The sequence below is a fragment of the Variovorax sp. GW823-FHT04F07 genome, from assembly GCF_058795995.1.
This window is the reverse complement of record NZ_JBXAIG010000003.1, coordinates 234,744-260,831: the sequence shown is the minus strand read 5'-3', so window position 1 is coordinate 260,831 and position 26,088 is coordinate 234,744. Positions and strand designations below refer to the sequence as shown.

At 69.4% G+C, this 26,088-nt stretch carries 23 protein-coding genes; 6 read left to right on the top strand and 17 right to left on the bottom strand.

Going from position 1 to position 26,088, the window contains the following annotated elements:
• Positions 1-20: 20 nt before the first annotated feature.
• From AC1RAA_RS16505 to AC1RAA_RS16485, 5 genes are all read right to left on the bottom strand, one after another.
• A complete protein-coding gene (locus tag AC1RAA_RS16505; protein ID WP_492731220.1) occupies positions 21-1,277 on the bottom strand; it encodes a Zn-dependent hydrolase in 1,257 nt (418 codons plus the stop codon).
• A gap of 18 nt (positions 1,278-1,295) precedes the next feature.
• A complete protein-coding gene (gene hydA, locus AC1RAA_RS16500) occupies positions 1,296-2,735 on the bottom strand; it encodes a dihydropyrimidinase (RefSeq protein WP_492731222.1) in 1,440 nt (479 codons plus the stop codon).
• Between the two features lie 26 nt (positions 2,736-2,761).
• Positions 2,762-4,267 (bottom strand): NCS1 family nucleobase:cation symporter-1, encoded by a 1,506-nt coding sequence (locus tag AC1RAA_RS16495; protein ID WP_492731227.1) that lies wholly within the window; start codon positions 4,265-4,267, stop codon positions 2,762-2,764.
• A 128-nt stretch (positions 4,268-4,395) separates the two neighbouring features.
• On the bottom strand, positions 4,396-5,706 hold the full coding sequence (preA, locus tag AC1RAA_RS16490; RefSeq protein ID WP_062479945.1) for an NAD-dependent dihydropyrimidine dehydrogenase subunit PreA: 1,311 nt from the start codon (positions 5,704-5,706) through the stop codon (positions 4,396-4,398).
• A gap of 70 nt (positions 5,707-5,776) precedes the next feature.
• Positions 5,777-7,147: an NAD(P)-dependent oxidoreductase gene (locus AC1RAA_RS16485; protein ID WP_492731229.1), complete on the bottom strand. Its 1,371-nt coding sequence runs from the start codon at positions 7,145-7,147 to the stop codon at positions 5,777-5,779.
• Between the two features lie 253 nt (positions 7,148-7,400).
• Here AC1RAA_RS16485 and AC1RAA_RS16480 point away from each other — a divergent pair, with 253 nt between their 5' ends.
• On the top strand, positions 7,401-8,852 hold the full coding sequence (locus AC1RAA_RS16480; RefSeq protein WP_492731231.1) for an aminotransferase-like domain-containing protein: 1,452 nt from the start codon (positions 7,401-7,403) through the stop codon (positions 8,850-8,852).
• The gene (locus tag AC1RAA_RS16475) at positions 8,849-9,586 is read left to right on the top strand and encodes a TetR family transcriptional regulator C-terminal domain-containing protein (RefSeq protein WP_139702566.1); all 738 of its coding nucleotides are present in this window, start codon (positions 8,849-8,851) and stop codon (positions 9,584-9,586) included. Before AC1RAA_RS16480 ends, AC1RAA_RS16475 begins: the two co-directional genes overlap by 4 nt.
• On the opposite strand, the gene AC1RAA_RS16470 is transcribed toward AC1RAA_RS16475, so the two are convergent.
• Both AC1RAA_RS16470 and AC1RAA_RS16465 read right to left on the bottom strand, forming a co-directional pair.
• Positions 9,583-10,908 (bottom strand): PhzF family phenazine biosynthesis isomerase, encoded by a 1,326-nt coding sequence (locus tag AC1RAA_RS16470; RefSeq protein ID WP_492731233.1) that lies wholly within the window; start codon positions 10,906-10,908, stop codon positions 9,583-9,585. The two genes, AC1RAA_RS16475 and AC1RAA_RS16470, sit on opposite strands and share 4 nt — an antisense overlap.
• Positions 10,909-10,910: 2 nt before the next feature.
• Positions 10,911-11,897: a Bug family tripartite tricarboxylate transporter substrate binding protein gene (locus tag AC1RAA_RS16465; protein ID WP_172438342.1), complete on the bottom strand. Its 987-nt coding sequence runs from the start codon at positions 11,895-11,897 to the stop codon at positions 10,911-10,913.
• A gap of 102 nt (positions 11,898-11,999) precedes the next feature.
• Here AC1RAA_RS16465 and AC1RAA_RS16460 point away from each other — a divergent pair, with 102 nt between their 5' ends.
• Positions 12,000-12,830: a helix-turn-helix domain-containing protein gene (locus tag AC1RAA_RS16460; protein WP_492731236.1), complete on the top strand. Its 831-nt coding sequence runs from the start codon at positions 12,000-12,002 to the stop codon at positions 12,828-12,830.
• A gap of 9 nt (positions 12,831-12,839) precedes the next feature.
• Here AC1RAA_RS16460 and AC1RAA_RS16455 read toward each other — a convergent pair whose 3' ends face one another.
• Both AC1RAA_RS16455 and AC1RAA_RS16450 read right to left on the bottom strand, forming a co-directional pair.
• Complete coding sequence (locus AC1RAA_RS16455; protein WP_492731238.1) at positions 12,840-13,532, bottom strand: response regulator; 693 nt, start codon at positions 13,530-13,532, stop codon at positions 12,840-12,842.
• A complete protein-coding gene (locus AC1RAA_RS16450) occupies positions 13,529-15,112 on the bottom strand; it encodes an ATP-binding protein (protein ID WP_492731240.1) in 1,584 nt (527 codons plus the stop codon). The genes AC1RAA_RS16455 and AC1RAA_RS16450 overlap by 4 nt, the downstream gene beginning before the upstream one ends.
• A 166-nt stretch (positions 15,113-15,278) precedes the next feature.
• Here AC1RAA_RS16450 and AC1RAA_RS16445 point away from each other — a divergent pair, with 166 nt between their 5' ends.
• From AC1RAA_RS16445 to AC1RAA_RS16435, 3 genes are read left to right on the top strand one after another with little or no spacing between them, the layout of a single operon-like run.
• A complete protein-coding gene (locus AC1RAA_RS16445) occupies positions 15,279-15,542 on the top strand; it encodes a hypothetical protein (RefSeq protein ID WP_492740608.1) in 264 nt (87 codons plus the stop codon).
• The gene (locus tag AC1RAA_RS16440; protein WP_492731244.1) at positions 15,532-16,335 is read left to right on the top strand and encodes a dioxygenase family protein; all 804 of its coding nucleotides are present in this window, start codon (positions 15,532-15,534) and stop codon (positions 16,333-16,335) included. Before AC1RAA_RS16445 ends, AC1RAA_RS16440 begins: the two co-directional genes overlap by 11 nt.
• A 12-nt stretch (positions 16,336-16,347) precedes the next feature.
• Positions 16,348-16,635, top strand: coding sequence for a hypothetical protein (locus tag AC1RAA_RS16435; RefSeq protein WP_492740606.1), 288 nt, complete (start codon positions 16,348-16,350; stop codon positions 16,633-16,635).
• On the opposite strand, the gene AC1RAA_RS16430 is transcribed toward AC1RAA_RS16435, so the two are convergent.
• The 8 genes from AC1RAA_RS16430 to AC1RAA_RS16395 form a co-directional block, all read right to left on the bottom strand.
• The gene (locus AC1RAA_RS16430; protein ID WP_492731248.1) at positions 16,610-17,293 is read right to left on the bottom strand and encodes a response regulator; all 684 of its coding nucleotides are present in this window, start codon (positions 17,291-17,293) and stop codon (positions 16,610-16,612) included. The genes AC1RAA_RS16435 and AC1RAA_RS16430 overlap by 26 nt on opposite strands.
• 17 nt (positions 17,294-17,310) lie before the next feature.
• Positions 17,311-19,716, bottom strand: coding sequence for an outer membrane protein assembly factor BamA (bamA, locus tag AC1RAA_RS16425; protein ID WP_492731250.1), 2,406 nt, complete (start codon positions 19,714-19,716; stop codon positions 17,311-17,313).
• A gap of 75 nt (positions 19,717-19,791) precedes the next feature.
• Positions 19,792-20,448, bottom strand: coding sequence for a nuclease-related domain-containing protein (locus AC1RAA_RS16420; RefSeq protein ID WP_492731252.1), 657 nt, complete (start codon positions 20,446-20,448; stop codon positions 19,792-19,794).
• A gap of 346 nt (positions 20,449-20,794) precedes the next feature.
• Positions 20,795-22,456, bottom strand: a complete 1,662-nt coding sequence (locus AC1RAA_RS16415; RefSeq protein WP_062480901.1) for a Na/Pi cotransporter family protein — start codon at positions 22,454-22,456, stop codon at positions 20,795-20,797.
• A gap of 73 nt (positions 22,457-22,529) precedes the next feature.
• Positions 22,530-23,387 carry a phosphodiesterase gene (locus AC1RAA_RS16410; RefSeq protein WP_492731254.1) on the bottom strand — a complete coding sequence of 286 codons (858 nt, stop codon included), beginning with the start codon at positions 23,385-23,387 and terminating at the stop codon, positions 22,530-22,532.
• Positions 23,384-24,457 carry an ABC transporter ATP-binding protein gene (locus tag AC1RAA_RS16405; protein ID WP_070062132.1) on the bottom strand — a complete coding sequence of 358 codons (1,074 nt, stop codon included), beginning with the start codon at positions 24,455-24,457 and terminating at the stop codon, positions 23,384-23,386. The genes AC1RAA_RS16410 and AC1RAA_RS16405 overlap by 4 nt, the downstream gene beginning before the upstream one ends.
• On the bottom strand, positions 24,447-25,247 hold the full coding sequence (locus AC1RAA_RS16400) for an ABC transporter permease (protein WP_492731317.1): 801 nt from the start codon (positions 25,245-25,247) through the stop codon (positions 24,447-24,449). The genes AC1RAA_RS16405 and AC1RAA_RS16400 overlap by 11 nt, the downstream gene beginning before the upstream one ends.
• Complete coding sequence (locus AC1RAA_RS16395) at positions 25,247-26,083, bottom strand: ABC transporter permease (RefSeq protein ID WP_139703301.1); 837 nt, start codon at positions 26,081-26,083, stop codon at positions 25,247-25,249. The genes AC1RAA_RS16400 and AC1RAA_RS16395 overlap by 1 nt, the downstream gene beginning before the upstream one ends.
• Positions 26,084-26,088 lie beyond the last annotated feature (5 nt).

Genomic DNA, 26,088 nt, shown 5'->3' with positions numbered 1-26,088 from the left:
GCAACGCCGCCGCGAGCGCGTCAGTCGACGCGCTTCGCGCGCTCCAGCATGGCGTGCAGCAAGACGTTGCAGCCGGCCGTCAGATGGTCGGGCTGCGCGTCCTCGATCTCGTTGTGGCTGATGCCGTCCTTGCAGGGCACGAAGATCATGCCGGCCGGTGCCAGCCGCGCGGCATAGATCGCGTCGTGGCCCGCTCCCGACACCACGTCCATGGCCGAGTAGCCGAGCCGTTCGGTCGCGCGGCGCACCGCATCCACGCAATCGGGGTGAAATGGGCAAGGTGGAAAGTACGACACGCGCTCGATCGTCACGCCCAACTCGGTCTCGCGCCCCGTGCGTTCGACGAAGGCGAGGATCTCGCCGTGCATGCGGTCGAGCAGTTCCCCGCTCACGTTGCGCAGGTCGACCGAGAACTTCACCTCGCCCGGAATCACGTTGCGGCTGTTCGGGTGCACCTGCACCATGCCGACCGTGCCGCGCCCGTAGGGTGGGTAGCGCAGCCCGATGGCCACCACCTCCTGCATGATCCGCGTCGCCACCTGCAGCGCATCGCGGCGCAGGTGCATCGGCGTGGGGCCGGCATGCGCCTCCATGCCGGTGACGACGCAGTCGTACCAGGAGAGGCCGAGCACCGCCGGCACCACGCCGATGACCTTGTCCGCATCTTCCAGCACCGGTCCCTGTTCGATGTGCGCCTCGAAGTAGGCGCCGATGGGGTGGTCGCCCGGCGTCTGGTCGCCGATGTAGCCGATGCGTTCCAGCTCTTCGCGCACCGTCTTGCCTTCCGTGTCTTTCGCGGCGTAGGCATGCTCAAGGCTGAAGGCGCCGCAGAACACACCCGAGCCCATCATCACCGGCACGAAGCGCGAGCCTTCCTCGTTGGTCCAGAACGCGACTTCGATGGGGGCCTCGGTGCGAATGCCCTGGTCGTTCAGCGTGCGCACCACTTCCAGCGCCGACAGCACGCCGTAGTTGCCGTCGAACTTGCCGCCGGTGGGCTGCGTGTCGATGTGGCTGCCCGACACGATGGGCGGCAGCGCGGGGTTGGTGCCTTCGCGGCGCATGAAGACGTTGCCGATCTTGTCGACGGTGATGCTCAGCCCCGCTTCCTTGCCCCACGACACCACGAGGTCGCGGCCTTGCTTGTCGAGGTCGGTCAGCGCCAGCCGCTTGACGCCGCCCTTTGGGGTGGCGCCGATGCGTGCCAGTTCCATCAGCGAGTTCCACAGGCGCTCGCCGTTGATCGTCAGCACCTGCGTGTCCACTGCTGCATTCATGTATGACTCCTTGGGGGTTCAGCGCGCCACGGCCGTGGGCGCGTGCTGCTGCTTGAAACGTTCGAGCGCGGTGAACATCGGCGCGAAGGCCGGGCGCTTCAGATAGCGGCCAGTGCCGGGCTCGGCGCGCAGGTCGCCGTCGCGGTAGACCCAGCGGCCGGCACTTACGGTGTGCTTAGGCACGCCCATGACTTCACGGCCTTCGAAGATGTTGAAGTCGCTCTTCGAGTGCTGCGTCTTCACCGACAGCGTCTTGGTCGCCTTCGGGTCCCACACCACGATGTCGGCGTCGGCCCCGGCCCGGATCACGCCCTTGCGCGGGTACAGGTTGAACAGCTGCGCCGCGTTGGTGGAGGTGACGCGCACGAACTCCGAGGGCGTGAGGCGGCCGGCGTTGACGCCGGCATCCCACAGCACGGCCATGCGCTCTTCGACGCCGCCGCAGCCGTTGGGAATCTTCGTGAAGTCGTCGCGGCCGGCGGCCTTCTGCTCGGCGCAGAAGGTGCAGTGGTCGGTCGCCGTGGTGTGCAGGTTGCCGCCCTGCAGGCCGCGCCACAGCATGGCCTGGTTCTCGCGCGAGCGGAAGGGCGGGCTCATCACGTGGGCGGCAGCACGCGCGAAGTCGGGGTCGCGGTAGGCGCTCTCGTCGACCACCAGGTGGCCGGCCAGCACCTCGCCGTACACGCGCTGGCCGCGCGCGCGGGCGCGGGCGATGGCGTCGAGCGCTTCACCGCACGACACGTGCACCACGTAGATCGGCACGCCCAGCACGTCGGCGATGGCAATGGCGCGGTTGGCCGCCTCGGCCTCGACCATCGGCGGGCGTGACAGCGGATGCCCCTCGGGCCCGCGGATGCCCTGCGCCAGCAACTGCTGTTGAAGCATCGCGACCAGCTCGCCGTTTTCCGCATGCACCGTGGGCATGGCGCCGAGTTCCAGCGAACGCTGGAAGCTCTTCACCAGGATCTCGTCGTCGGCCATGATCGCGTTCTTGTAGGCCATGAAGTGCTTGAAGCTGTTCACGCCGTGCTCGTGCACCAGCGTCCCCATGTCCTTGTGCACGCTGTCGTTCCACCAGGTCACGGCCACATGAAAGCTGTAGTCGCCGGCGGATTTCTCGGCCCAGCCGCGCCACATGCGAAAGGCGTCCATCAGCGACTGCTGCGGATCGGGAATCACGAAGTCGATGATGCTGGTGGTGCCACCGGCCAGGCCGGCCGCCGTGCCGCTGAAGAAGTCGTCGGCCGCCACGGTGCCCATGAAGGGCAGCTGCATGTGGGTGTGCGGGTCGATGCCGCCGGGCATGACATAGGCGCCCCCGGCGTCGATCACCTCGGTGCCGGCCGGCACCTGCAGGTCGGTGCCGACCTGGAGAATCTTGTCCCCCTGGCAGAGCACGTCGGCACGGTGCTCGGCATCGGCGTTGACCACCGTGCCACCGCGAATGAGAACGGTCATGGCGTGGGTTCCTTTTCTGTTTTGTCTCAGCTGGGGTTCTTGAGGGGCGGGGTCATGCCCTGAAGCTGTGGCGCGCGCGCCTTCATCAGCCCCATGTAGACCACGGCCGACAGCACCACGCCGACGAACCAGGCGTAGGTGTAGATCGTCTTGAAGAACTCGGGCATCGACGGCACCGCCGACGGAAAGGCGGCGTTGAGGAAGCCGGGGATGTTCGGCAGCACGCCGACGATGAAAGCGACGATGGCCGCCATGTTCCAGCCATTGCCGTAGCTGTACGCGCCGTTCTCGCGGTAGAGCGCATCGACGTCCAGCTCCTTGCGGCGGATGAGGTAGTAGTCGGCAATCAGGATGCCGGCCACCGGCCCTAGCAGCGCCGAGTAGCCGATGAGCCAAGTGAAGATGTAGCCCTGCGTGGTCTCCAACACCTTCCACGGCATCATCACGATGGCGATGCCGGCGGTGATGTAGCCGCCCGTGCGGTACGAGATCTTCTTCGGGTTGAGGGCAGAGAAATCGTAGGCCGGGCCCACGAGGTTGGCCGCCAGGTTCACGCTCACGGTGTCGATCAGCAGGATGATGAGCGCGAGCAGCACCGCGGCGCCGGTCATGCGGCTGGCCAGGTCGACCGGGTCCCACAGCGCCTTGCCGTAGATGACCACCGTGGCCGAGGTGACCATCACGGCCATCATCGCGAGCAGGCCCATGGGCGCGGGCAGGCCGATGACCTGGCCCACCACCTGGTCGCGCTGCGAGCGCGAGAAGCGCGTGAAGTCGGGAATGTTCAGCGCCAGCGTGGCCCAGAAGCCGACCATGGCCGTGAGCGACGGCCAGAACACCGCCCAGAACATGCCGGCCTTCTTGCCGCCGGCCTCGAACTGCGAAGGCTGGTCGAAGATCGGGCCCAGGCCGCCCGCGCGCTGCACGGCCCAGTAGAGCAGGGCGATGCACACGATGATCTTCAGCGGGGCGGTGTAGGTTTCGAGCCGGCGGATCGACTCGATGCCGTGCACCACGAAGTACAGCTGAATGGCCCAGAAGATCAGGAAGCACACGAGCTGCGCGCCGTTGATGCCGAGCATCGGCAGCTTGTCGCCGCCCAGCGGCTGGCCCATGAGCACGCCGACCAGCGTGTAGATCATCTGGCCGCCGAACCAGGTCTGGATGCCGTACCAGCCGCAGGCCACGATGGCGCGCAGCAAGGCGGGCAGCCGCGCCCCGCGCGTGCCGAACGAGGCGCGCGCCATCACCGCATACGGAATGCCGTACTTAGCGCCGGCGTGCCCGATGAGCAGCATCGGCACCAGCACGATGGCGTTGCCGAGGAACACCGTCAGCACCGCCTGCCCCCACGACATGCCGCCTTCGATCAGGCTGGCCGCCAGCATGTAGGCGGGGATGCACATCACCATGCCCACCCAGAGCGCGGCGAAGTGGTACCAGCGCCACGTTCGCTGCGCCAGCGTGGTGGGCGCCAGGTCCTCGTTCCAGAGGTTTGCGGCGGGTGCGCCGCCGTGCTGTGGGGTCGTCATGTGGGTTTTCTCCTGCACGTGTGTCGTGCTTCTGGCCGTGTGGTCGTTCCCCTCCCGCCGCCGCCCGGTCTGCGCCGGGCTTGGTCATTCACTTGCTCACTCACTCACTCGCTTGTTCGATATCCCGTTCAGGCGGGGCTGCCGGTGCGCATCGGGTTGTTGGGGTGCGTGGTCCAGTTGGCGTAATGGCCGACCACCGGGTGGCCGGTGCGCGCGTCCGTCTCGCCGGCCTTCAGCGTGCGCATCGACAGCGCGCCGGGCACCGGGCAGATCGACACGCACAGGTTGCAGCCGACGCACTCTTCTTCCTTCACCTCGAAGAAACGCATGCCGTCTTTCGTGGCGCTGATGGCCTGGTGCGAGGTGTCTTCGCACACCACATGGCAACGGCCGCACTGGATGCACAGGTCCTGGTGAATCACTGCCTTGTCGACGTGGTTCAGGTTGAGCTGCTGCCAGTCGGTGATGCTGCCGACCGCACGGCCGCGCAGTTGTTCCAGGTTGGCGTAGCCCTTCTGGTCCATGAAGTTGGAGAGGCCGTCGCACAGGTCCTGCACGATCTTGAAGCCGTAGACCATGGCGGCAGTGCACACCTGCACCGAGCCGCTGCCCAGCGCGATGAACTCGGCCGCATCGCGCCAGGTCGAGACGCCGCCGATGCCCGAAATCGGCAGGCCGGCGGTCTGCGGGTCGCGCGCGATCTCGGCCACCATGTGCAGCGCGATGGGCTTGGCGCCCGGGCCGCAGTAGCCGCCGTGCGAGCCCTTGCCATCGGTGTGCGGAAACATCGCCATCGCGTCCAGGTCCACGCCCATGATCGAGTTGATGGTGTTGATGAGGCTCACCGCGTCGGCGCCGCCTTTCTTCGCGGCGCGCGCGGCGGGCCGGATGTCGGCCACGTTGGGCGTGAGCTTCACGATCACCGGCAGCTTCGAGTAGTGCTTGCACCATTCGGCCACCATCTGGATGTACTCGGGCACCTGGCCCACGGCCGCGCCCATGCCGCGTTCGCTCATGCCGTGCGGGCAGCCGAAGTTCAGCTCGATGCCGTCGCAGCCCGTGTCTTCGACCATCGGCAGGATGTTCTTCCACGCCTCTTCGGTGCACGGCACCATGATCGACGCCACCAGCGCGCGGTCGGGCCAGTTGCGCTTCACGCGCGTCATCTCTTCGAGGTTGGTGCGCAGCGGCCGGTCGGAAATCAGCTCGATGTTGTTGAAGCCCGTCACGCGGCGGTCGGCCGCATACGACACGGCGTAGCGCGGGCCGTGCACGTTGACGACGTTCGGGTCTTCGCCCACAGTCTTCCAGACCACGCCGCCCCAGCCGGCCTCGAAGGCGCGGACCACGTTGATCTCCTTGTCGGTCGGCGGCGCCGAGGCCAGCCAGAAAGGGTTGGGGCTGCGGATGCCCACGAAGTCGATGCTCAGGTCTGCCATGTGAATTGCTCCTGTCGCGGCAAGGCGCGCACGGATGGAATGAGAGGAAAGGAAGATCGGCGCTGTCGCGTCAGGCCGCGCGCAGGTGGCGGTCGATGGACAGCGCGGCCTGCTTGCCGTCTTCCACCGCCTCGACCGTGAGGTCGCGCCCGCCGAAGCGCGCGTCGCCGCCGGCCCAGACCTTCGGGAGCGAGCTGCGGCATTCCGCATCGGTGCTGATGCGCCCGCCCTGCAGCTGCACGCCGCTGTCTTCCAGCGCGGTCGCGACAAAGCTCTGGCCGATGGCGCACAGCACCATGTCGGCCTGCAGCGCGAGCGCTTCGCCGGTCTCGACCAGCTTGCCGTCGACCAGCGCGGTGCGCGCGAAGTCGATGCCGCGCAGCACGCCGCCCTTGGCGCGCAGGGCCTTGGGCGCGGCCCAGTGGATGATGCGCACGCCGTTCTCCTTGGCCCAGCTCTGCTCGTCGACCGAGGCGCCCATGGCGTCCGCGCCGCGCCGGTAGACGATGCTCACGTCTTCCGCGCCGAGCTTGCGCGACTGCACGGCCGCATCCACGGCGGTCATGCCGCCGCCGATCACCACGACGTGGCGGCCGATGGCCACGTCGGCCGGCGAGGCGGCCTGGCGCAGTTCGGCGATGAAGTCCACCGCATCGCGCACGCCGGTCTGCTCGCCCAGGCCCAGCGTGTTCACGCCGGCCAGGCCCAGGCCGAGGAACACCGCGTCGTAGTCGGCGGCGAGCGCATCCAGGTGCAGCTCGCGGCCCAGTGCCTGGTTGTTGCGCACCTCGATGCCGCCGACCGACAGCAGCCACTCGATCTCGCGCTGCGCGAAGTCGTTCACCGTCTTGTAGCTGGCCAGGCCGTATTCGTTCAGGCCGCCCAGCTTGGGGCGTGCATCGAACAGCGTCACCTGGTGGCCCTGCACCGCCAGGCGGTGCGCGCAGGCCAGGCCGGCCGGGCCCGCGCCGACGACGGCAATGCGCTGGCCCGTGTCGGCCGCGCGCACGAACAGCGGCGCGCCGGGCGCGTCGAAGAAGGCATCGGTCGCATGGCGCTGCAGCAGGCCGATCTCGACCGGCTTGCTCTCGTTGCTGTTGCGCACGCAGGCCTGCTCGCACAGCACCTCGGTCGGGCACACGCGGGCGCACATGCCGCCCAGCGGGTTCTCTTCGAGGATGGTGCGCGCGGCGCCGCGCAGGTTGCCGTCGGCGATGCGGCGGATGAAGGTCGGGATGTCGATGCCCGTGGGGCAGGCCGTCTGGCAGGGCGCGTCGAAACAGTAGTAGCAGCGCTCGGCCTCGATGTTGGCCTGCACCACGTTCAGCGGCGGGTGGGCGTCGCAGAAGTTCTTGGCGTACTGCGCGGGGTCGAGACGGCCGGCGCGCACATCGGAGGCAATGTGCGCGCTGGGCGCGACGGGATTCATCGTGCTGCTCATGGGCTTTCAAGCTCCAGGTCGTGGTGGGGTAACCGTGTGCGACATGAGAGAGCGAGCCCTCATGAAGTTTGACCAAGTGGTCGAATGTCGCGATGATTCAGCAAACGAGGGGTGCCGCCCATACACAGTTGGCGCGGCGCACGAGAAAGTGTTTGCCGCTGCCGACCATGCTGTTTGGTGCACTCCCCAGCACAGTTGCCCAGGGCAAACCCTGTCCAGACAGGCCGCATGCGTTTCTCAAGGAGACCCGGTGATGCAGAGTTCAAGCAACGCGTCGGCGCTGCGCCAGCCGGCGCCCGCCGGTGCCGGTTGGATGCAGGGCCTGATGGGCGACATGGACGAAGCCGCGCCCGGCCTCGGGCTGGCGCAGCGCCTCGTGGTGGGTGTTGAGCTGCGCGTCATCGACGGGCGCCTGGCGCCCGGCACCAAGATGCCTTCGGTGCGCGCGCTGGCCGGCAAGCTGGGCATCAGCACCTTCACCGTCACCGAGTCGTACAGCGCGTTGCGCGCGCGCTCGGTGCTGGCCTCGCGGCCGGGCAGCGGCTACTACGTGCTGCACCGGCCTTCGCGCGTGGCAACCGACGACGCCGATGCGGCGCCGCGCATGACCGACACCGCCACGGCCCACGACCGCCCGCCACCCCCCGAATACCGGGGCGACGACCTGGTGCGCGAAGCCATGCGTCGCGTGGCGCGCTCGGCCCCCGAATGGGACAGCGGCACGCGACATGGTTTCGGCCTGCCGCGCCTGCGCGAGCTGATCGCCGCGCGCCATCGCGCCGAATTGCCCGCACTGGGCCCGCAGCAGGTCATGACGGCAGCGGGCAGCCTGGGCGCCACGATGTGTTTGCTGCAGGCCTGGACCGAGCCCGGCGACGCGGTGCTGGTCGAGTCGCCCGCACCGCGCCAGCTGCGCAGCCTGATCCTCACGCTGGGCCGTCGCATGCTCGAAGTGCCACGGCGCGGCGGTTGCCTCGACATCGCCGCGCTCGACAGCCATGCCGCGATGTTGCCTGCGGCAAGCCGCCAGCGCCTGCTGTTCCTGTCGACGGCAGTTTCCAATCCGCTGGGCATCTGCATGAGCCCGCAGGGCGCGCACCAGGCGCTGCAGGCGGCCGAGCGGCACGACCTGCGCGTGATCGAGCTCGACACCTGGCGCGGGCTCTCGCCGTTGCAGGCGCCCAGCCTTGCCGCGATGGACGGGTTGCAGCGCGTGGCGCAGGTCGGTGGCGTGTCGACCACGCTGTCGGCCAAGCTGCGGCTTGCACATGTGCTGCTGCCGCAGCATTGGGTCGAGGGTGCGGCCTTGCGCTGCCTGCACACCACGCTCGGCCCGAGCGAGTTCGAGGAGCGCGTGGCCTGCGAGGTGCTGGCCGATGCCGGCTATCCGCGCTTCCTGCAGAAGCTCAACACCGCGCTGAAGATCGCCGGTGAGCGCACGCTGTCGCTGCTGACCGGCGCGGGCCTGCAGGCGCTGTGCGTGCCCGATGGCGGCCCCTTTCTCTGCGCAGGCTGGCCGCCCGGCAGCGAGCCTCGTCCATCGGGTGATGCGGTGCTGCAGGAGGCGCGCAAGCAGGGCTTGCCGCTCGCGGCCGCGACCGATTTCGGCGACATGCCGCAGCCCTTTGCCTGGTACCGCTTCAACGTCGCGCACTGCGGCGACGAGCGACTGGTGCGCTTCCTGGCGCGGATGAAGAACCCATGAGCGCTGCGCCACCCCTGCGAACTGCGGCGCGTCCTCCCGCCGTGAAGCGCCAGGCCCGCCGCCAGAACCTCGAGAGCGCCATCCTCGCAGTGGCGCAGGAACGCTTCGCGCTGCACGGCTACGGCGGGGTGTCGGTCGACGACATCGCGGCCGACGCGGGCATCTCCAAGCAGAGCCTGCTGTACTACTTCCCGTCGAAGAAGGCGCTGTACAGCCGCGTGTTCAACGACGTGCTCGACTCGTGGCTGTCGAACCTCAACAGCCTCGCCGACGCCGACCTCGACCCGCATGCCGCGCTGGAGCGCTACGTCACGCAGAAGCTGCAGTTCTCGTACGACCACCCCTCGGGCTCGCGGCTGTTCGCGCAGGAAATCATTTCGCAGGCGCCGCAATGCGCCGACGACATCGAGGCCAAGCTGGTACCAGCCTTCCGCGCCGAAGCGGCCGTGCTGAACCGCTGGATGGCGAACGGCGACGTGGCGCCGCTGCCCGTGCCGCACCTGCTGTTCACGCTGTGGGCCATGACGCAGACCTACGCCGACTTCGCCTGGCAGATGCGCATGCTGCTCGGCAAGCAGGCGCTGGAGCCAGCCGACTTCGACCTGGCCCGCGAGACCATCCTGCGGATGCTCGAAGGCGCGCTGGGGCTGAAGCGGCCCGCCACCTCGGCGGTGGTGACGAGCGGGCACGCTGCGCTGCCTCCCGTGGAAAAAGCCGGGAAGGAGCGGGCCTAGTCGCGCGTCTCGAGCACCATCGACACCTCGACCACGCCGCCGCGAGGCAGCGAGGCGACGCCCACCGTGGTGCGAACCGGCAGGGCGGCATCGGGGAAGATCTGTTGCAGGGCCGCCGAGGCCGCGTCCATCACCTGGGCGTGGTCCTTGAAGTCGCCGCAAGCCTGGAGGTAGCCGTTCAGTGCCACGACGCGAACGACGCGCGAGAGGCTGCCGAGCTCGTCCTGTGCCGCGCGCAGCAGGGCGCCGACGCAAGCCACTGCGGCCCGCTGACCGCGCGGCACATCGTCGGGGCCTTCGAGCCGGCCTGTGATCACCTGGCCGTTCTCGCGCGCCACCACGCCGCTCGAATGCAGCAGGTTTCCCACTTGCGCGAATGTGGCGTAAGTACCCGATGGCTTGGCCCGCGCCACTTCAGGTGGGCACAGCTGGTCGAGCAAGAAATCTTCGGGTTGCGCATCGCAGGCCTCGCCGCCGACCCAGCAACCTTCCTGCGTGTTCGCATCCCATGGCAATCCCACGTGGATCGCGGAGGGCGAACCCATTGCTTCTCCCTGCCGCACGGTCACCGACAGCGCCTCGCGGCCGACCAGCCCGAGGTGGCGCAGGCCCCAGGCCAGCGCCGCGGCGGCGATGCCCGTGGCGGCGTCTTCCGGGTAGCCGGAAGATTTCGGAAATTGCCGCGCGCTGACCGTGTCGGTCTCGTCCCGTGACATGGCATAGGGATACAGCCCGGTGGACCCGAGACGTTCGCACAGCGATTCGACGCGTGCGAAGTCGACGCGCAAGGCGTGCAGCTGCGCGGTGTCGGCCAGGCGAACCAGCGTCTTGACCCGGCTGGTGGCGGCGTTGAGCACTGGCCCCACGATCTGCCCGACCTCGATGCCCAGGCACTGCGCGATGTCTTCGACCAGCCGCTGTTGCGTCACCTCTTCCACCGTGGCACGCGGCTGGCTGATCTGCACCGTGCCATCGACGCGCCGGCCCGTGACGGTGCCGCTGAGCGTTTCGATCGCGACGGGCGCACCGTCCCATTCGCCGCGCCGGTGCAGCAGCCACAGCGCGCCGACCGTGGCGTGGCCGCACATTTCCATCTCGTGCTTCGGCACGAAGTAGCGCATGCGCAGCCGGTGCGCCGGTGTGGTCGGCTTCAGCACGAAGACGGACTCATGGCCGCTGAGCCGGGTGTGCTCTTGCATCCGTGCGGTGGAGAGCGCGTCAGCATCGAGCCAGACCGGCGCGGGGTTGCCGCCGACGGATGGATCGGGGCCGACGAACACGCGGATGTTCCGGCAACCGGGCGCAGAAAAAATCGCAGCCATCGTCAATCAGCCCTCGCGTTGACCGAGCGCGCAATGCCGCCCCAGAGCTTGATGTCGTTGCGGATGTGCTCCTCGAACACCTCGGGTCGCACGCTCCACGGCGTCACGCCCTTGGCCAGCATGTCGGCGCGCAGGGCCGGGTCTTTCATCGCGGTGTCGAGTGCGGCGCGCAGGCGCTGCACCACCGGCTGCGGCGTGGCGGCCGGTGCCATCAGGCCGTACCAGAGCTGCGGCTTGAAGTCCTTGATGCCGGCTGCCTCGAAGGTCGGCAGGTCGGCAAAACCCGCCGACGGTTCACTGATGGCCAGCGCCCGCATGCGGCCGCCGCGCACCTGCGCCAGCAGCGCGGGCGGGTTGTCGAACAGCGCCTGGATCTGGCCTGCCATCAGGTCGGCCTGCGCGGGCGCGGCACCGCGGTAGGGCACGTGCGTCATCTCGATGCCGGTGCGCTGCTTGAACAGTTCGCCCGCCAGGTGGCTCAGGCTGCCGTTGCCGATGCTGCCGTAGTTGAGCGCCTGCGGGTTGGCCTTGGCGTAGCCGACGAAGTCCTTCACCGTGCGCGCCGCCAGCGCAGGCGTGACCACCAGCACGAAAGGCGTGGTGCCGATGGTGCCGATCGGCACCAGGTCCTTGAGGGGGTCGTACGGGAGCTTGGGGTACACCGCATCGGCCGAGGCGATGGTGGTCGTGGTGCTGGCCACCAGCGTGTAGCCGTCGGGGTTCGCCTTCGCGCCGAAGCCCGTGCCGACGGTGCCGCCCGCGCCCGAGCGGTTGTCGATGATGACCGACACACCGAGCGCAGCCTGCAGCCGCAGCTGCACCGAACGGAAGATCACGTCCGTTCCGCCGCCGGCGGGGAAGGGTACGATGATGGTGATCGGCTTCACCGGGTAGGCCGGATCGGAGGCCGGCCACGAGGCGGTCGGCCCGTACAGGGCACCGGCGGCGGCCAGGCCCAGGAGCGCGCGGCGCAGAGGTTGAGTAGTCATGGGGTCTTCTTGCAGGAGTGGTCCTTCCGATTCTGTGGAGCGCGCGCCAACGCGTGCGCCCGATTGCGACATGCGCGGCTTCGAATGCGACAAGGAATGGCCATGCCACTGACTTCCAGCCACCCGCCGCCCCGCCAATCGCTGTTCGTCGAACGGCTGTCTCACCAGGCGACGATGGTCGCCAACACCAGTGACCACTACGCCACCGACGCGCACGTGCACGATTGCGACATGCTGTTCGTGCCCATCGCAGGCCGCTTCAGCGTGGGCGATGCGCAGGGCGAGGCACTGCGCCTCGGGCCCGGCCACTTCGTCTGGTTCGCGGCGGGCAGCGCGCATTCGACGACCACGCTCACCGCCGGCCAGAGCCATGTCGCGGTCTACGTCGATCCGGCGCTGTGGGCCACGGCCTTGCAGGCGCAGGGCGTCGTGCGGCCCCCGCAAGGCATGCGCGCGGGCAGCACCGCGCTGGGCGCCTTGTCGCAGCGGATGTTCGAATCGACCCGCGCGGGCGACAGCGAGAACTACGTGCTGTGCGGCGCGCTCGTGATGGAGGCCGCGCGCCTGAGCGCCAACCCGTTGTCGGAGGGCGACGCCTCGCCGGCGTTGTGGGTGGCTGAGCTGCTGGCCGAAACGATGCTGCGCGATCTGGCGCAGCCCCTGTCGCTCGACGCCTTCGCGCAACAGCACCGGCTGTCGCGCCGGCAGGTGGAGCGGATCTTTCGCGCGAAGCACGGCATCTCGCCGCTGGAGTTCCTGCAGCGCCAGCGCATCGAACGGGCCGTGTACCTGTTGCAGACCACGCGGGACTCGGTGCTGTCCATCGCGCTGCAGGTCGGCTGGGAGTCGACGTCCTATCTTTCGCGGATGCTGGAAAAGACCTGGGCGAAGACGGCGACGCAAATTCGCGCGGCAGCCCCTCGACAAAACTAGCCTGGCCGCTCAGGCCGGCGGCGGCGCTTCCCACGCGAAGCCCACGCCATACACCGACCGAATCCAGTCGTGCGCGGGCGTCACCGCGCCGAGCTTGCGGCGCAGGTTCTTCACGTGGCTGTCGATGGCGCGCTCGGTCACGTCCACCGTGTCGTCGTAGGCCAGCTCCAGCAGTCGGGCGCGCGAGAAGATGCGGCCCGGGTGCCGCGACAGCACCTGCAGCAGCCCGAACTCGCGGCGCGTGAGGTTCAGCGGCGTACCGTCGAGCGAGGCGCGCCAGTGCACGTCGTCGAGCACGAGACCCGATGCGTCGCCCGGCGCGACCTGCACCGCCACGGGCGGCGCGGTGCGGCGCAGCACGGCGCGCACCCGCGCCACCAGCTCGCGCGGCGAAAACGGCTTGCACACGTAGTCGTCGGCGCCCAGCTCCAGGCCGAGCAGGCGGTCGACCTCCTCGATGCGCGCGGTGAGCATGATGATCGGATGCGCCGTGTGCTCCCGCGCGCGGCGCAGCACCTCGATGCCATCGAGGCGCGGCAGCATGATGTCGAGCAGCGTCAGGTCGGGCGGTGCGGCGACGATGCGCTCGAGCGCGCTCTGCCCGTCGGCGAAATGCTCGGTGTCGTAGCCGGCGTGGCGCAGGTAGTCCTGCACCACGGAGGCGATGTCGAGTTCGTCTTCGACGATCACGATGCGTGTCATGCGGAAGCCGCCAGCGGAAGGGTGATCGTCATGCGCAGCCCGCCCAGTGGCGAGGGCGCCGCCTCGATGCTGCCGCCGTGCGCCTCGAGGGTCGCGCGGCAGATCGACAGGCCCAGGCCGGAGCCACCCAGCGCGCGGCTGCGCGAGGTCTCGCCGCGGAACAGGCGGTCGAAGAGGCGCGGAATCTCTTCCTCGGGCACGCCGGGTGCGCTGTCGTCGAACACCAGCGTGAGGCAATGGCCGGTCCATGCGCCTTCGACGCTCACGCCGATGCGCAGCTGGCCGCCGGCGTCGGTGTAGGCCAGCGTGTTCTCCAGCAGGTTCATGAAGACCTGGTGCAGCCGGTGCGCGTCGCCGTCGATCACCGGCTGGGCCGAGGCGGCGATGCGGTCGAGGGCGTCGCGGTCGAGCGCGATGCCGCGCTGCGCGAAGCGGTCGCGCGTGTGGTCGAGCGCCTCCTTCAGCAGCGACAGCGGATACACCGGCGCCTTCAGCAGGTCGCTCTGGGGCTCGCGCATGCTGCTGCGCAGGTCGTCGACCAGCTGGCCGAGGCGGATCACCTGCCGGTGCATGCGCAGCGCGGTGCGTTCGTCGAAGCTGCGCACGCCGTCCTGCAGCGCTTCGATCTCCGCGCGCATGGCCGCCAGCGGCGTGCGCAGCTCGTGCGCCGCATCGGCCAGCCAGGCGCGGCGCGAGGCCTCGGCCGTGTCCAGGCGCTGCGCCATGTCGTTGAAGGTCTTGCCCAGCAGCGCGAGTTCGTCCGAGCCGTGGACCGCGACGCGCGTCGAGAGCCGCCCGCGCGCCACGTCCTGCGCGGCCTGCGTGAGCGCGTCGATCGGCTGGAACCAGCGGCGCGCCAGCAGCCACGACAGCACCAGCGCAAAGGCCAGGCCGCACAGCCCGGTGAGCGCGATCACGCCGGACTGCCGGGCGAGGAAGGCGCGGTCGGCCTCGCTCTCCAGGCCCTGCATCGGCGCGAGCGCGAGGTAGCCGACGACGGTGCGCCCGTGGCGGATCGGCCGGCGCGCGGCGTTCTCCGGGTCGATGGTCGCGCCGACCACGAGCGCGCCGTGGGCATCGAGCACGGCGAGGCGGCGAAAGATCGAGTCGGGCGGGCCGGCCAGGCCGGGGAAGAAGCCCGGGGGCGGCATCAGGAAGCGGCGGGGCAGCAGGTCGAGCTGCGGCGGCTGGGGCGAGGCGGTGGGCGAGAGCCCGCTGGACGGTTCTGGCTGCGGCGCGCCGTCGCCCTGTGTGCCGGGCGCACGGCGCTCGTACCAGGGCGGCAGCCGCCGGTCGTCGGGCGTGGCGGCGCCGTCGATCACCATCGCCGACTGGCCCAGCTGCAGGCGGTGCCAGGCGTCGTCGTTGTCGCGCAGTTTCTTCCAGTCGCCATTGGCGGTGTAGTGCTTCAGCAGGAGCTGCGAGAGCCAGTCCATGCGGCGGATCTCGATCTCGGCCACGTAGGCGCCCAGGCCCCGTTGCAGCGCGACGATCGAGAAGCCCACGAAGCTCAGCAGCAGCACGATCAGCAGGGCGGCCAGGGCCAGGAAGATCTTGCGGGAGAGGGTCAGGCGCGGCATGGGCTCGGCGGCGGAGGCATGGCCGCATTCTGCGGCATGCGTTTCGGGGGCGGGGATGGCATGGGCAAGCCGCCGATCATGGCGCCCGATTGGGGAGGAATCTGGGAGACGCGTCCTTGCGTGCCTCTCCCACATTTCTCCCGATTCGGATCGCACGATGCCCGGCATGACACCGGACACGCACCGCGCCCTTCCCACCTCCGCCTTCCGCGCACTGGCCGCCGCCGCGCTCGCCTGGGCCCCGCCGGGACACGCCGCGCCGCCGTCCACGCCCCCGGGCGACACCGACATCGACCTGCTGCTGTTCCTGCTGGCGGCGCTGTTCTGGGGCGTCGCGCATGTGTGGACGCTGCTCGTGGTTTGGGCTGAGGCCCGGGCCTCCGGCGCGCAGGCACCGGCGAAGACGGGGGAGGTGGCCCATGGCCGATGAAGCGATCGGGCGCCGGGGCCTGCTGGCCGCGATCGGTGCGGCGGGCCTGGCCGCGTCCGCCCCCGAGGCCGCTTCAGCAGCGCAGAAGCTCCCGCTGACCGCCCAGACCACCGAGGGCCCGTACTACCTGGACCTCGCGAACTTCCGCACCGACCTGACCGACGGCCGCGAGGGCGTGCCGCTCGATGTGCGCCTGCGCGTGCTCGATGCCGCCGGGCGCCCGCTGCGCGGCCTGCGCACCGACCTGTGGCACTGCGACGCGCAGGGCAACTACTCCGGCTTCGGCGGGCAGGGCGACGGCCGCACGCGCGGCTTCGAAGGCCAGGCCTTCCTGCGCGGCAGCCAGCGCACCGACCGCGACGGCCAGGCCACGTTCGCCACGCTCTACCCGGGCTGGTATGCGGGGCGCACCACGCACATCCACGTCAAGGTGCACCACCGCGAGCGCACCGTGCTCACGACGCAGTTCTTCTTGCCCGATGCGCTCAGCGAGTTCCTCTACACGCAGGTCTCCAGCTACCAGCGCGCGCGGCTGCGCGACACGCTCAACAGCGCCGACGGCATCGCGCTGCGAGCCGGCGACACGGTGCTGGGCGCGGTGCGCGAGGAGGGCCGGCGCTATGTCGCGCTGCTCACGCTGGTGGTCGACCCCGCCGCGCGCCCGCTGACCGAACGCCCGCCGCCGCCCGGCAGGGGCCCCATGCCGGCGGGCGGCCTGCGGCCGATGCGGCCGCGCACGCCCGAGGGCCTTGCCCGCATCCGCGCGCTGGTGCCGCCGCGCACGGAAGGCTGAGCGGTGCTGCGCATGCCGCTCCCGTCCGCTGCACCTGCCGATTGGCGGATGACGCCGCGCGCCGCGATGCGCGCGCTGGCGCACACCTGCGCGGGCTGTCTTGCGTTCTGCAGCCTGGCGTTGGGCATCAGCGTCGCGGCACGCGGCGCCTGCGTGGAGGCGCGGCAGGCCGCCGTGCGCAATGCCAGCCTGTCGACGCTGGCGCCGATCATGCAAAGGCGCAGTGAAAGCAGCACATCGCGCGGCCACGGCCCGTGCAAGGCCAGGCCCGCCCTCAGCCCGGCCGCTGCGCGAAGCTGAACCCCACGCCGTAGACCGAACGGATCCAGCCGTGCGAGGGCGACACGGCCGCGAGCTTGCGCCGCAGGTTCTTGATGTGCCCGTCGACCGCGCGCTCGTTCACGTCGAGCGCCTCGGGAAATGCCGCTTCGAGCAGCCTGGCGCGCGTGAACACGCGCCCCGGTTCGCGCGACAGCGCGCGCAGCAACAGCAGCTCGCGCCGCGTGAGCGCCAGGGCCCGCCCCTCCAGCCAGGCATGGCCCATCGCGCTGTCGAAGGCCACGGCCGGCGAGGCCATGCCCACGCTCAGGTCGGGCGGCGCGCGCCGGCGCAGCACCGTGTGCACGCGCGCCACCACCTCGCGCGGCGAGAAGGGCTTGCAGACATAGTCGTCGGCGCCCAGGTCGAAGCCACGCAGCCGGTCGGCCTCGTGCGCGCGCGCCGTCAGCACGATGATCGGGTGGTCGCTGCGCGCGCGCACCTGCGCGATCACCTGCAGCCCGTCGATGCGCGGCAGCACCACGTCGAGCAGCGTGAGCGCCGGCGGCGCATGCAGGATGCGATCGAGCGCGGCGGCGCCGTCGCCCAGCTGCTCCACCTCGTGGCCTGCGCGCTGCAGCGGGCCCAGCAGCAGCGACGCGATCTCGCGTCCGTCTTCCACCAGCAGGATGCGGCTCATGGGGCGTGCGGGCCGGTTCAGAAGGACGTGCCGATCTGGAACTGGAAGCGCTGCGTGCGGTCGGCCGCGATGCCGTTGGCCGTGTCCTCCTTCTGGTAGACGATCGGCACCGCGTACGCCAGGCGCAGCGGCCCCAGCGGCGAGATCCAGCTGATGCCCAGGCCGGCCGAGGCGCGCAGGCGGTTCTGCGCCTTCCACTGCGCGTCGGTCATGCTGGCCGTGCGTTCGGCGAACACGTTGCCCGCGTCGAAGAAGGTGTAAAGCCGCAGCGACTTGTCGTTGCCCGCGCCGGGGAAGGGCGTGGTCAGCTCCATGTTGAAGATCGCCTTGCGCGTGCCGCCCAGCGAACCGCCGGTGACCGCATCGGTCGGGCCCAGCGAGTTCTGCTCGAAGCCGCGGATCGAGCCCAGCCCGCCTGCGTAGAAGTTCTTGAAGATCGGAAAGCTGCTGCCGCCCAGCGCCTTCGCATAGCCGAGCTGGCCGTTGAAGGCCAGCGTGTACTGCTTGGACAGCGGCACGTACTGCTGGTACTGGTAGTTGGTCTTCAGGTAGCGCAACTCGCTGCCCACGCCCAGCTCGAGGTTGGCGCTCTGCAGGCGCCCGCGCGTGGGCACCAGGGCGCTGTCGCGGTCGTCGCGCGACCAGCCCACAGTGGCCGGGATGCCCACCACGTTCCTGCCCGCGCACACCACGCTCGGCGCGGTGCCGGTGCACTGGAAGTAGTCGAGGTAGGCCTGCGGCGTGGCCGTGTAGACGTACGAGCCGTTGACCAGCGTGTACGAGCCGTTGGTGCCCGGCGTGAACGAGTAGCGCTCCACGCCGATGCCCAGGTACACCGTGTCCAGCTCGTTCACCGGCAGCCCGAAGCGCACCGAGCCGCCGTCGCTCGCGAGCTTGTAGTTGCCGTCGGCCTCGTAGTAGGGCCGCGTGGTGGTGTGGAACAGGTTGAAGGTGCGCGAGATGCCGTCCTTCGTGAAGTACGGGTCGGTGGCCGTGAGCGACACCGAGCGGTTGTACGAGCTGGTGTTGACCTGCAGCCCCAGGTAGTTGCCCGAGCCGAACACGTTCTCCTGCGTGATGCCGAAGCTCAGCGAGACCTTGTCGGTCGACGAGTAGCCCGCGCCGAGTTGCAGCGAGCCCGTGGGCTTCTCGGCCACGGTGACGTTCAGGTCGACCTGGTCGTTGCTTCCCGGCACTTCGGCGGTCTCGACGTTCACGTCGGTGAAGAAGCCCAGCCGGTCGACGCGGTCGCGCGACAGCCTGATCTTCGTGCCGTCGTACCAGGCGCCTTCGTACTGGCGGAACTCGCGCCGGATCACCTCGTCGCGCGTGCGCGCATTGCCGCCGATGTTCAGCCGCCGCACATAGGCGCGCCGCCCCGGCTCGGCGTTCAGCACCATCACGACGCGGCGCAGGGCGCGGTCGATCTCGGGCTCGCTTTTCACGCGCGCGAAGGCGTAGCCGAAGGTGCCGAAGTGGTCGGCGAAGGCCTTGGTGGTGGCCGCCACGTCTTCGCCGTTGTAGGGCGCGCCGGGGCGCACGGTGACGAGCGACTTGAACTCGTCCTCGCGTCCCAGGTAGTTGCCCGCCAGCTTCACGCCGGCCACCGCGAACTTCTCGCCCTCGCTGATGTTCACCGTGAGTTCCAGCGTCTGCCGGTCGGGCGAGATCGCGACCTGCGTCGACTCGATCCGGAACTCGAGGTACCCGCGCGTCAGATAGAACGCGCGCAGCGTTTCCAGGTCGGCGTCGAACTTGGCGCGCGCGTACTGGTTCGACTTCGTGTACCACGCCAGCCAGCCACCGCTGTCCTGGTCGAACAGGTCGAGCAGCGTGCGTTCGTCGAAAGCCTGCTGGCCCACCACGCGCACCCGCGTGATGCGCGCCGGCTCGCCCTCGGTCACGCTGAAGGTGAGGTTGACGCGGTTGCGCTCCAGCGGCGTGACCGTGGTGACCACCTGCGCGTTGTAGAGGCTGCGGCCGATGTACTGGCGCTTGAGTTCCTGCTCGGCGCGGTCGGCCAGTGCCTTGTCGAAGGGCCGGCCTTCGGCCAGCCCGATGTCGCGCAGCGCCTTCTGCAGCGCCGCCTTGTCGAACTCCTTGGTGCCCGCGAAGTCGACATCGGCCACGGTGGGGCGCTCTTCGACGATGACCACGAGCACCCGGCCGTTCACGTCGATGCGCACGTCCTTGAACAGCCCCAGGTCGAACAGTGCGCGGATGGCCGCGCTGCCGCGGTCGTCGCTGTACGTGTCGCCGGCCTTCAGGCCGAGGGTCGCGAACACCGTCCCCGCTTCGACGCGCTGCAGGCCTTCGAGGCGGATGTCCTGCACGGTGAACGGGTCGGCGGCCTGTGCCGGGCAGGCTGCCATCGCGAGGCACAGCGCGGCAAGGGCTGCGAGAGACTTGGGATGAATCGTCATCACCGCATGGTCTTCACCAATGTCGGAGGAATGTGGGACGCCCTCCCGCGCCCAGGGCCGGTTGGTGAGCAGTCGTTACTGCAACCCCATCGCGTTCACCGCCGGCCACGCCACCGCAGGCCGTTCGATGCGTTCGCGGCAGTTCTGCGCATGCGTCTCCAGCGACAGGTCGCCCTGGATCTCCAGCAGCCGCTGCACCGTGCGATCGACCGCCTGCGCGTCCAGCAGCGGGTACGTGCGCGCCGTGCGCCCGTTGTTGCGCACCAGGCGCGCGATGTACGGCAGGTCCTGCTGCGTGATCACCGCTGCAGGCATCACGCCCTCCAGCTCCACGCCTTCGCACGGCAGCAGCACGAAGTACTGCAGCCGCAGGTCGTCCGGCAGCAGGCTGCGCAACTGCGTCGTCTTGCGCCCGCCCTGCCAGGCCGGGTCTTTCACTTCACGCGCCCGCGTGCAGCCATGCAGCCGCAGGAACCAGCGCGGCGGCGCCTCGTCGGACTTCTTGCGATAGACAAACGCATTGCGCCAGGCCTTGATCTCGAACAGGTAGACACCCGTCTCGCACACGATCACCGCATCGATGCGTGCCGTGGGCACCACGCAACCGGAAGGCATCGGGATGATGAGGTTGCGAAGAATGCGCAGATGCGAAAACGCCGGACTGAACGCCGTGGCGAGCTGCTGCACCCCGAGCGACGCGGCGACCGCGCTTTGCGGCAGAACAATGGTCATGTCGAACTCCTTCGAAGCCCCGAGCATTGCCGGCCTTTTAGGAGACTTCTGGTAAACAAGGCAGAGCCCTGCCGCGTTCCCAGGCCGAGCGAAGCAAAGGCCCGCCCGGTATCCCCACCCCTTCTGTATGCGCCGAGGAGCGCAGCGTTTCGCGGATCAGGGCTCGCCCTTGTTTGAGCGAAGCGAGTTTGGGCGAGACCCCGCGAAACGTGAGCACCGCAGGTTGCCCGTAGCGAAGCGGAGGGACGCAGACAGCAGGGTCGCCTTTCTTTGCTTACTTTCTTTGGCGAAGCAAAGAAAGTGAGTCGCCCGCCGGGGCGAGACCCGGCCTCAGCCCCCCAAACGACTAACCCTCGATCTTCCCCAACCGAGACTCCCGCAGCCGGCTAGGCGCCAACGCCCCCGCCGACTCCAGAATCGGATAAGCAATAGAACAGATATGCGAATTGATCCGCTTCAAATCACTGATCAGATCAATGTGCAGCGAACTCGTCTCGATGCTCAAAGTAGTCCGATCCGACAACCGATCCAGATGGGTTGTTGCATAGGCCCGCTCCAGATCCCGAAACCGCGCCTTCTCTTCCAGCAGCTTCTGTGCGTCGCGAACATTGCCGTTCAGGAACACACTCATGCTCAACCGCAGATTGGCAACCAGCCGCTGATGCAGCTCGACGATCTCCGCCATCCCCGCTTCCGAGAAGTTGCGCTGCGGCTTGATCTTCTTGTCCTCGATATCGATGATCACCCGCTCGATGATGTCCCCGATCTGCTCCATGTTGATCGTGAAGCTGATGATGTCCGTCCAGCGCCGGCTTTCCTCCTCGCCCAGCGCTTCGCGCGAGATGCGCGTCATGTAGTACTTGATCGCCGAGTACAGCTCGTCCACCGTGTCATCGAGTTGCCGCAGCTCCTGCGCCAGCCGCAGGTCGTTGTTGCGGATCACGTCGAGCGTGCCGATGAGCATGGTCTCCACGATGTCCGCCTGGTGCAGCGCCTCGCGCGCCGCGTTCGAAATGGCGAGAGAAGGCGTCGACAGCGCCGAAGGATCGAGGTGGTGCGGCCGACTCGTGCCCACGGGCTGCGGCGGCACGGGCAGCATGCGCGTCACCAGCTTGGCGACCCACTGCGTGAGGCCGATGAAGCCGACGCTGATCACGATGTTGAACGCCAGGTGGAACAGCACCACGCCGTGCGTCTGGTTCGGCAGCTGGGGCTGCACGTAGCGCACCCACAGCCCCACGAACGGCGTGACCAGCGCCACGCCCAGCGCCTTGAACAGCAGGTTGCCCACCGTCACCTGCCGCACCGACACGGCCGAGCGCGCCGTGGTCAGTACCGCCAGCAGGCCGCTGCCCAGGTTGGCACCGAGCACCAGGCCCAGTGCGACGTCGAGCGGCACCACGTTCGAACTCGCCATGGCCGCCACCAGCAGCACCACCGCCAGGCTTGAATAGGCCACGATGGCCAGCGCGGCACCGAGCGTGATCTCCAGCAGCACATCGCTGGTGATGGACGCCAGCAGCGCCCGCACGGCCGGCGACGAGAACAGCGGCTCGGTGGCCGCGACCACCAGCTGCAGCGCCAGCAGCATCAGCCCCAACCCGATCAGCACCCGCCCCACGCGGCCCGCCACGGTGGCCGAGCGTGTGATGAACAGCACCACCCCCACGAAGATGAACATCGGCGAGAGCCACGAGAGGTCGGCCGAGAACAGCACCGAGATCAGCGCCGTGCCCACGTCGGCGCCCCGCATCACCGCCAGCGCCGCCGGCAGCGTGACCAGGCCCTGCCCCACGAACGAGGAGGTCATGAGCGACGTGGCCGTGCTCGACTGCACGAGCGCCGTGACGCCGATGCCCGAGAGCGCGGCCGTGAAGCGGTTGCGCATGCTCTGCACGAGGATCTTGCGCAGGTTGGCGCCGAAGACGCGCAGCACGCCGGTGCGCACGAGGTGCGTGCCCCACACCAGCAGGGCGACGGCCGCAAGCAGATTCAGAAGGTGCTTCATGGAAGGCGGGGTCTGACCTTTCTCTTGTTTTCGTTTTGATTCGTTTCAGCCCCATTTTCCACAAGTAGACGCTTCAGTCGATCAGGGCTCCGTTGTCGTGGAAAGGATAAGGCCCTTCGAAGCTGCCGGAGGCCGCCAGGTGGGTGACGAGCCGGCGCCCGGCTGCGGACCAGGCGTGCACGCGGAAGGCGGGCGGCTCCAGCGTCCAGGCCGAGGCGGCGTCGGGCGCCAGGTCGAGGCAGACCTGGTGCGCCTGCGCCGGCGAGGTCGAGGCGATGGTGCCGCCGAAGCGCACGTCGATGGCGCGGTGCAGGTGGCCGCAGATCACGCGCTCGACGTTCGTGTAGCGGCGCAGTAGGGCCTCGAGCGCGTCGGCGCCCTCGAGCAGGCCGATCTCGTCCATGTGGCCGATCAGCGTCTCGAAGGGCGGGTGGTGCATGGCGACCACCACGGGCTCGTGGCGGCAGGCGTCGAGCTGGGCTTCGAGCCAGGCCAGGCGCCGCTCGCACAGCGTGCCGTGGCTGGCGCCGGGCACGCAGGTGTCGAGCGTGAGCAGCCGCAGCGCGCCGACGCGCACCGAGTACTGCACGAAGCCGTGCGTGTCGGCGCCCGTGCCCAGGTAGGCGTGGCCGGGGAAGCTGCGGCGCAGCTGGTCGCGGTCGTCGTGGTTGCCGGGCAGCAGGTAGAGGGGCATCGTCAGCGGCGCGAGCAGGGCGGCCAGGTGGTCGTACTCGGCGGCCCGGCCGAAGTCGGTCAGGTCGCCGGTGATCACCACCGCGTCGGGCGGCTGGCGCAGCGCGAGCACCGACTGCACGGCGCGCGCGAGGTACGGCGCCGTGTCGATGCGACCATAGGCCAGCCGGCCGGGCTCGCGGATGTGCAGGTCGGTCAGCTGGACCAGGAAGGTGTTGGGGTTCGTTGTCGTGGTCATGCGCGGGTTTCCTGCGAGGTCATCAGGCGGTCGGCCGGGATGCGCAGGCCCACCGCGTCGCCCGGTCCGAAGGGGTTGTCGCGGCCCACGTCGGCCACCAGCACGGGCTGGTCCTGCAGGCGCAGGTGCAGCTGCACGCGGTCGCCGAGGAAGGTGCGGCGTTCGACCGTGGCGCGGCCCCAGCCGGGCGCCTCGCCGGGCGGGGGCGCGCCGACCTCGATGTCTTCGGGCCGCACCAGCAGCGTCGCATGCTGCTGCCAGGGCGCGGGGCAGGGCAGCGACGACCCTCCGAGTCGGACAACGCCCTGCGCGATGGCGTCGGCCGCGCGTTCCAGCCGGTTGACCCGGCCCAGGAACTCGGCCACGAAGGGGTGCGCGGGCGCGCGGTACAGGTCTTCGCCGCGCCCGACCTGCACGATGCGCCCGGCGCGCATGACCGCGAGCCGGTCGGCGATGGCCAGCGCCTCCTGCTGGTCGTGCGTGACGTGGATGGCCGTGATGTGCAGGCGGCGCAGCAGCTCGGCGAGCTCGTCGCGCAGCGATTCCTTGAGCTTGGCGTCGAGCGCGGCCAGCGGCTCGTCGAGCAGCAGCACGCGCGGGCGCACGGCCACGGCGCGCGCCAGGGCCACGCGCTGGCGCTGGCCGCCCGAGAGTTCGGCGGGGCGCTTGTTCTCCAGGCCGCCCAGGCGCACGAGGTCGACCAGTTCGCCCACGGCACGTTTTTCTTCCTCGGGCGACACGCCGCGGATGCGCAGGCCGTAGCCGATGTTGGCCGCCACCGTCATCTGCGGAAAGAGCGCGTAGCTCTGGAACACCATGCCCACGCCGCGGTGCTCGACCGGGCGCTGCGTGACGTCCTGGTCGCCGAAGACGATGCGGCTGCCGTCGTCCGGCGCTTCGAGTCCCGCGATGAGCCGCAGCAGCGTGGTCTTGCCGCAGCCCGAGGGGCCGAGCAGCGCGAGCACTTCGCCGGCTTCCACCTTGAGGTTGGTGGGCTGCAGGCCGCGCGTGCCGTCGGCATACGTCTTCGCGCAGTTCGAGATGTCGACGGGGATGCGTTCAAGTTCCATGGCGTTTCTGCATCAGGTTGGCAAGGTACTGCAGGCCCCACAGCACGGGAAGGATCACTGCGAAAAAGACCAGCGTGTAGGCCGATCCGATCTCGATGCGCATCGAGGCATAGCTGTCGGCCAGGCCCACGGGCAGCGTGCGCGTGAGCGGCGTGTGCAGCATCCAGGTGAGGTTGAACTCGCCCACCGACAGCGTGAACACCATCAGGCTGCCGGCCACGATGGCCGGAAACACGGCGGGCACGAGGATGCCCATGAAGCGCTGGCGGAAGTTCGCGCCCAGCGAGCGCGCGGCCTCTTCGAGCGCGAGCAGGTCGTCGCGCTGGAAGGCCGAGCTCACGGTGCGCACCATGAAGGGCAGCGTGAAGACGATGTGGCCCACGAGGATGAAGGCGAAGCTCTGTCGGAAGGCCGTGAGCTGGCCGTAGGCGAGGATGAGCGCGAGCGCCGTCGCCAGGCCCGGTACCGCAACGGGCAAGGTCAGCAGCTCTTCGAAGATGCGCGCCGCACGCGAGCGGCTGCGTGCCAGCGTGTAGGCGCAGGGCACGCCGATCAGCACGGTGCACACGACGCAGGCCACGGCCAGCGCGAGCGACCAGCCGACGGTGCCGCCGTAGTTCTCCCACACCTCGCTCAGCCAGCGCAGCGTGAGGCCGCTCTTGAGGCCCGCGCTGTAGTTGTTGACGAGGCCGGCCATCACCGACAGCAGCATCGGCGCGATCATGAAGAGGCTCACGATCACCGTGATGGCGAGCAGGAAGGGGGTGCGGGATTGCGAAGGGGTCTTCATCATCGGGCGACCGGGTTGGCGCCGAAGCGGCGCGCCACGAAGAGCACCAGCCAGGTCACGACGCCCAGCGAGATCGACAGCGACGCGGCGAGCGCGAAGTTGGCGTAGTTGGTGAACTCGTTGTAGATGGTGATGGGGATCACCTCGAACTTGCTGGCCAGCGTGAAGGCCGTGCCGAAGGCGCCCATCGAGGTGGCGAACAGGATGGCGCCGCAGGCCAGCGTGGTGGGCGCGAGCTCGGGCATCCACACGTCGCGCGCCACGCGCAGCTTCGAGGCGCCGAGCGAACGCGCCGCTTCTTCGAGCTGCGTGTTCATCGACTCGGCCGCCGCGGCGTAGGTGGCGATGGCGCGCGGCAGCGAGAAATACAGGTACGCCAGGAAGAGGCCGAGCAGGCCGTAGGCGAAGGTGATGCGTTCGCCAAACAGGCTGTCGCTCAGGTCGGCCACCACGCCCTGGCGCCCACCGAGCAGGATCACGAAGAAGCCGATGATCACGCCTGGGAACGACAGCGGCAGCGTGAGCAGCGACAGCAGCATCCGCTTGCCGGGGAAGGCATGGCGCGCGAGGTAGATGCCCACCGCCGCGCCCAGCACCAGCGTGGCCAGTGTCACCGCCACCGACAGCGCGACGGTGTTGGCCATGCTGTGCAGGTAGCGCGCGTCGGTCAGCACCGCGAAGTAGGTGGCGGCGCCCTTGTCGGCCGGCAGCGCGAGCAGGCGCACCACCGGCAGCAGCCAGAAGGCCGCGAAGAAGACGGCCGCCGGCGCGACGCAGGCCAGCAATCGCCAGCGCGGGTTCCAGGCGTTGGAGGAGGTGGTGGTGCTGCGTGTCATCGCGC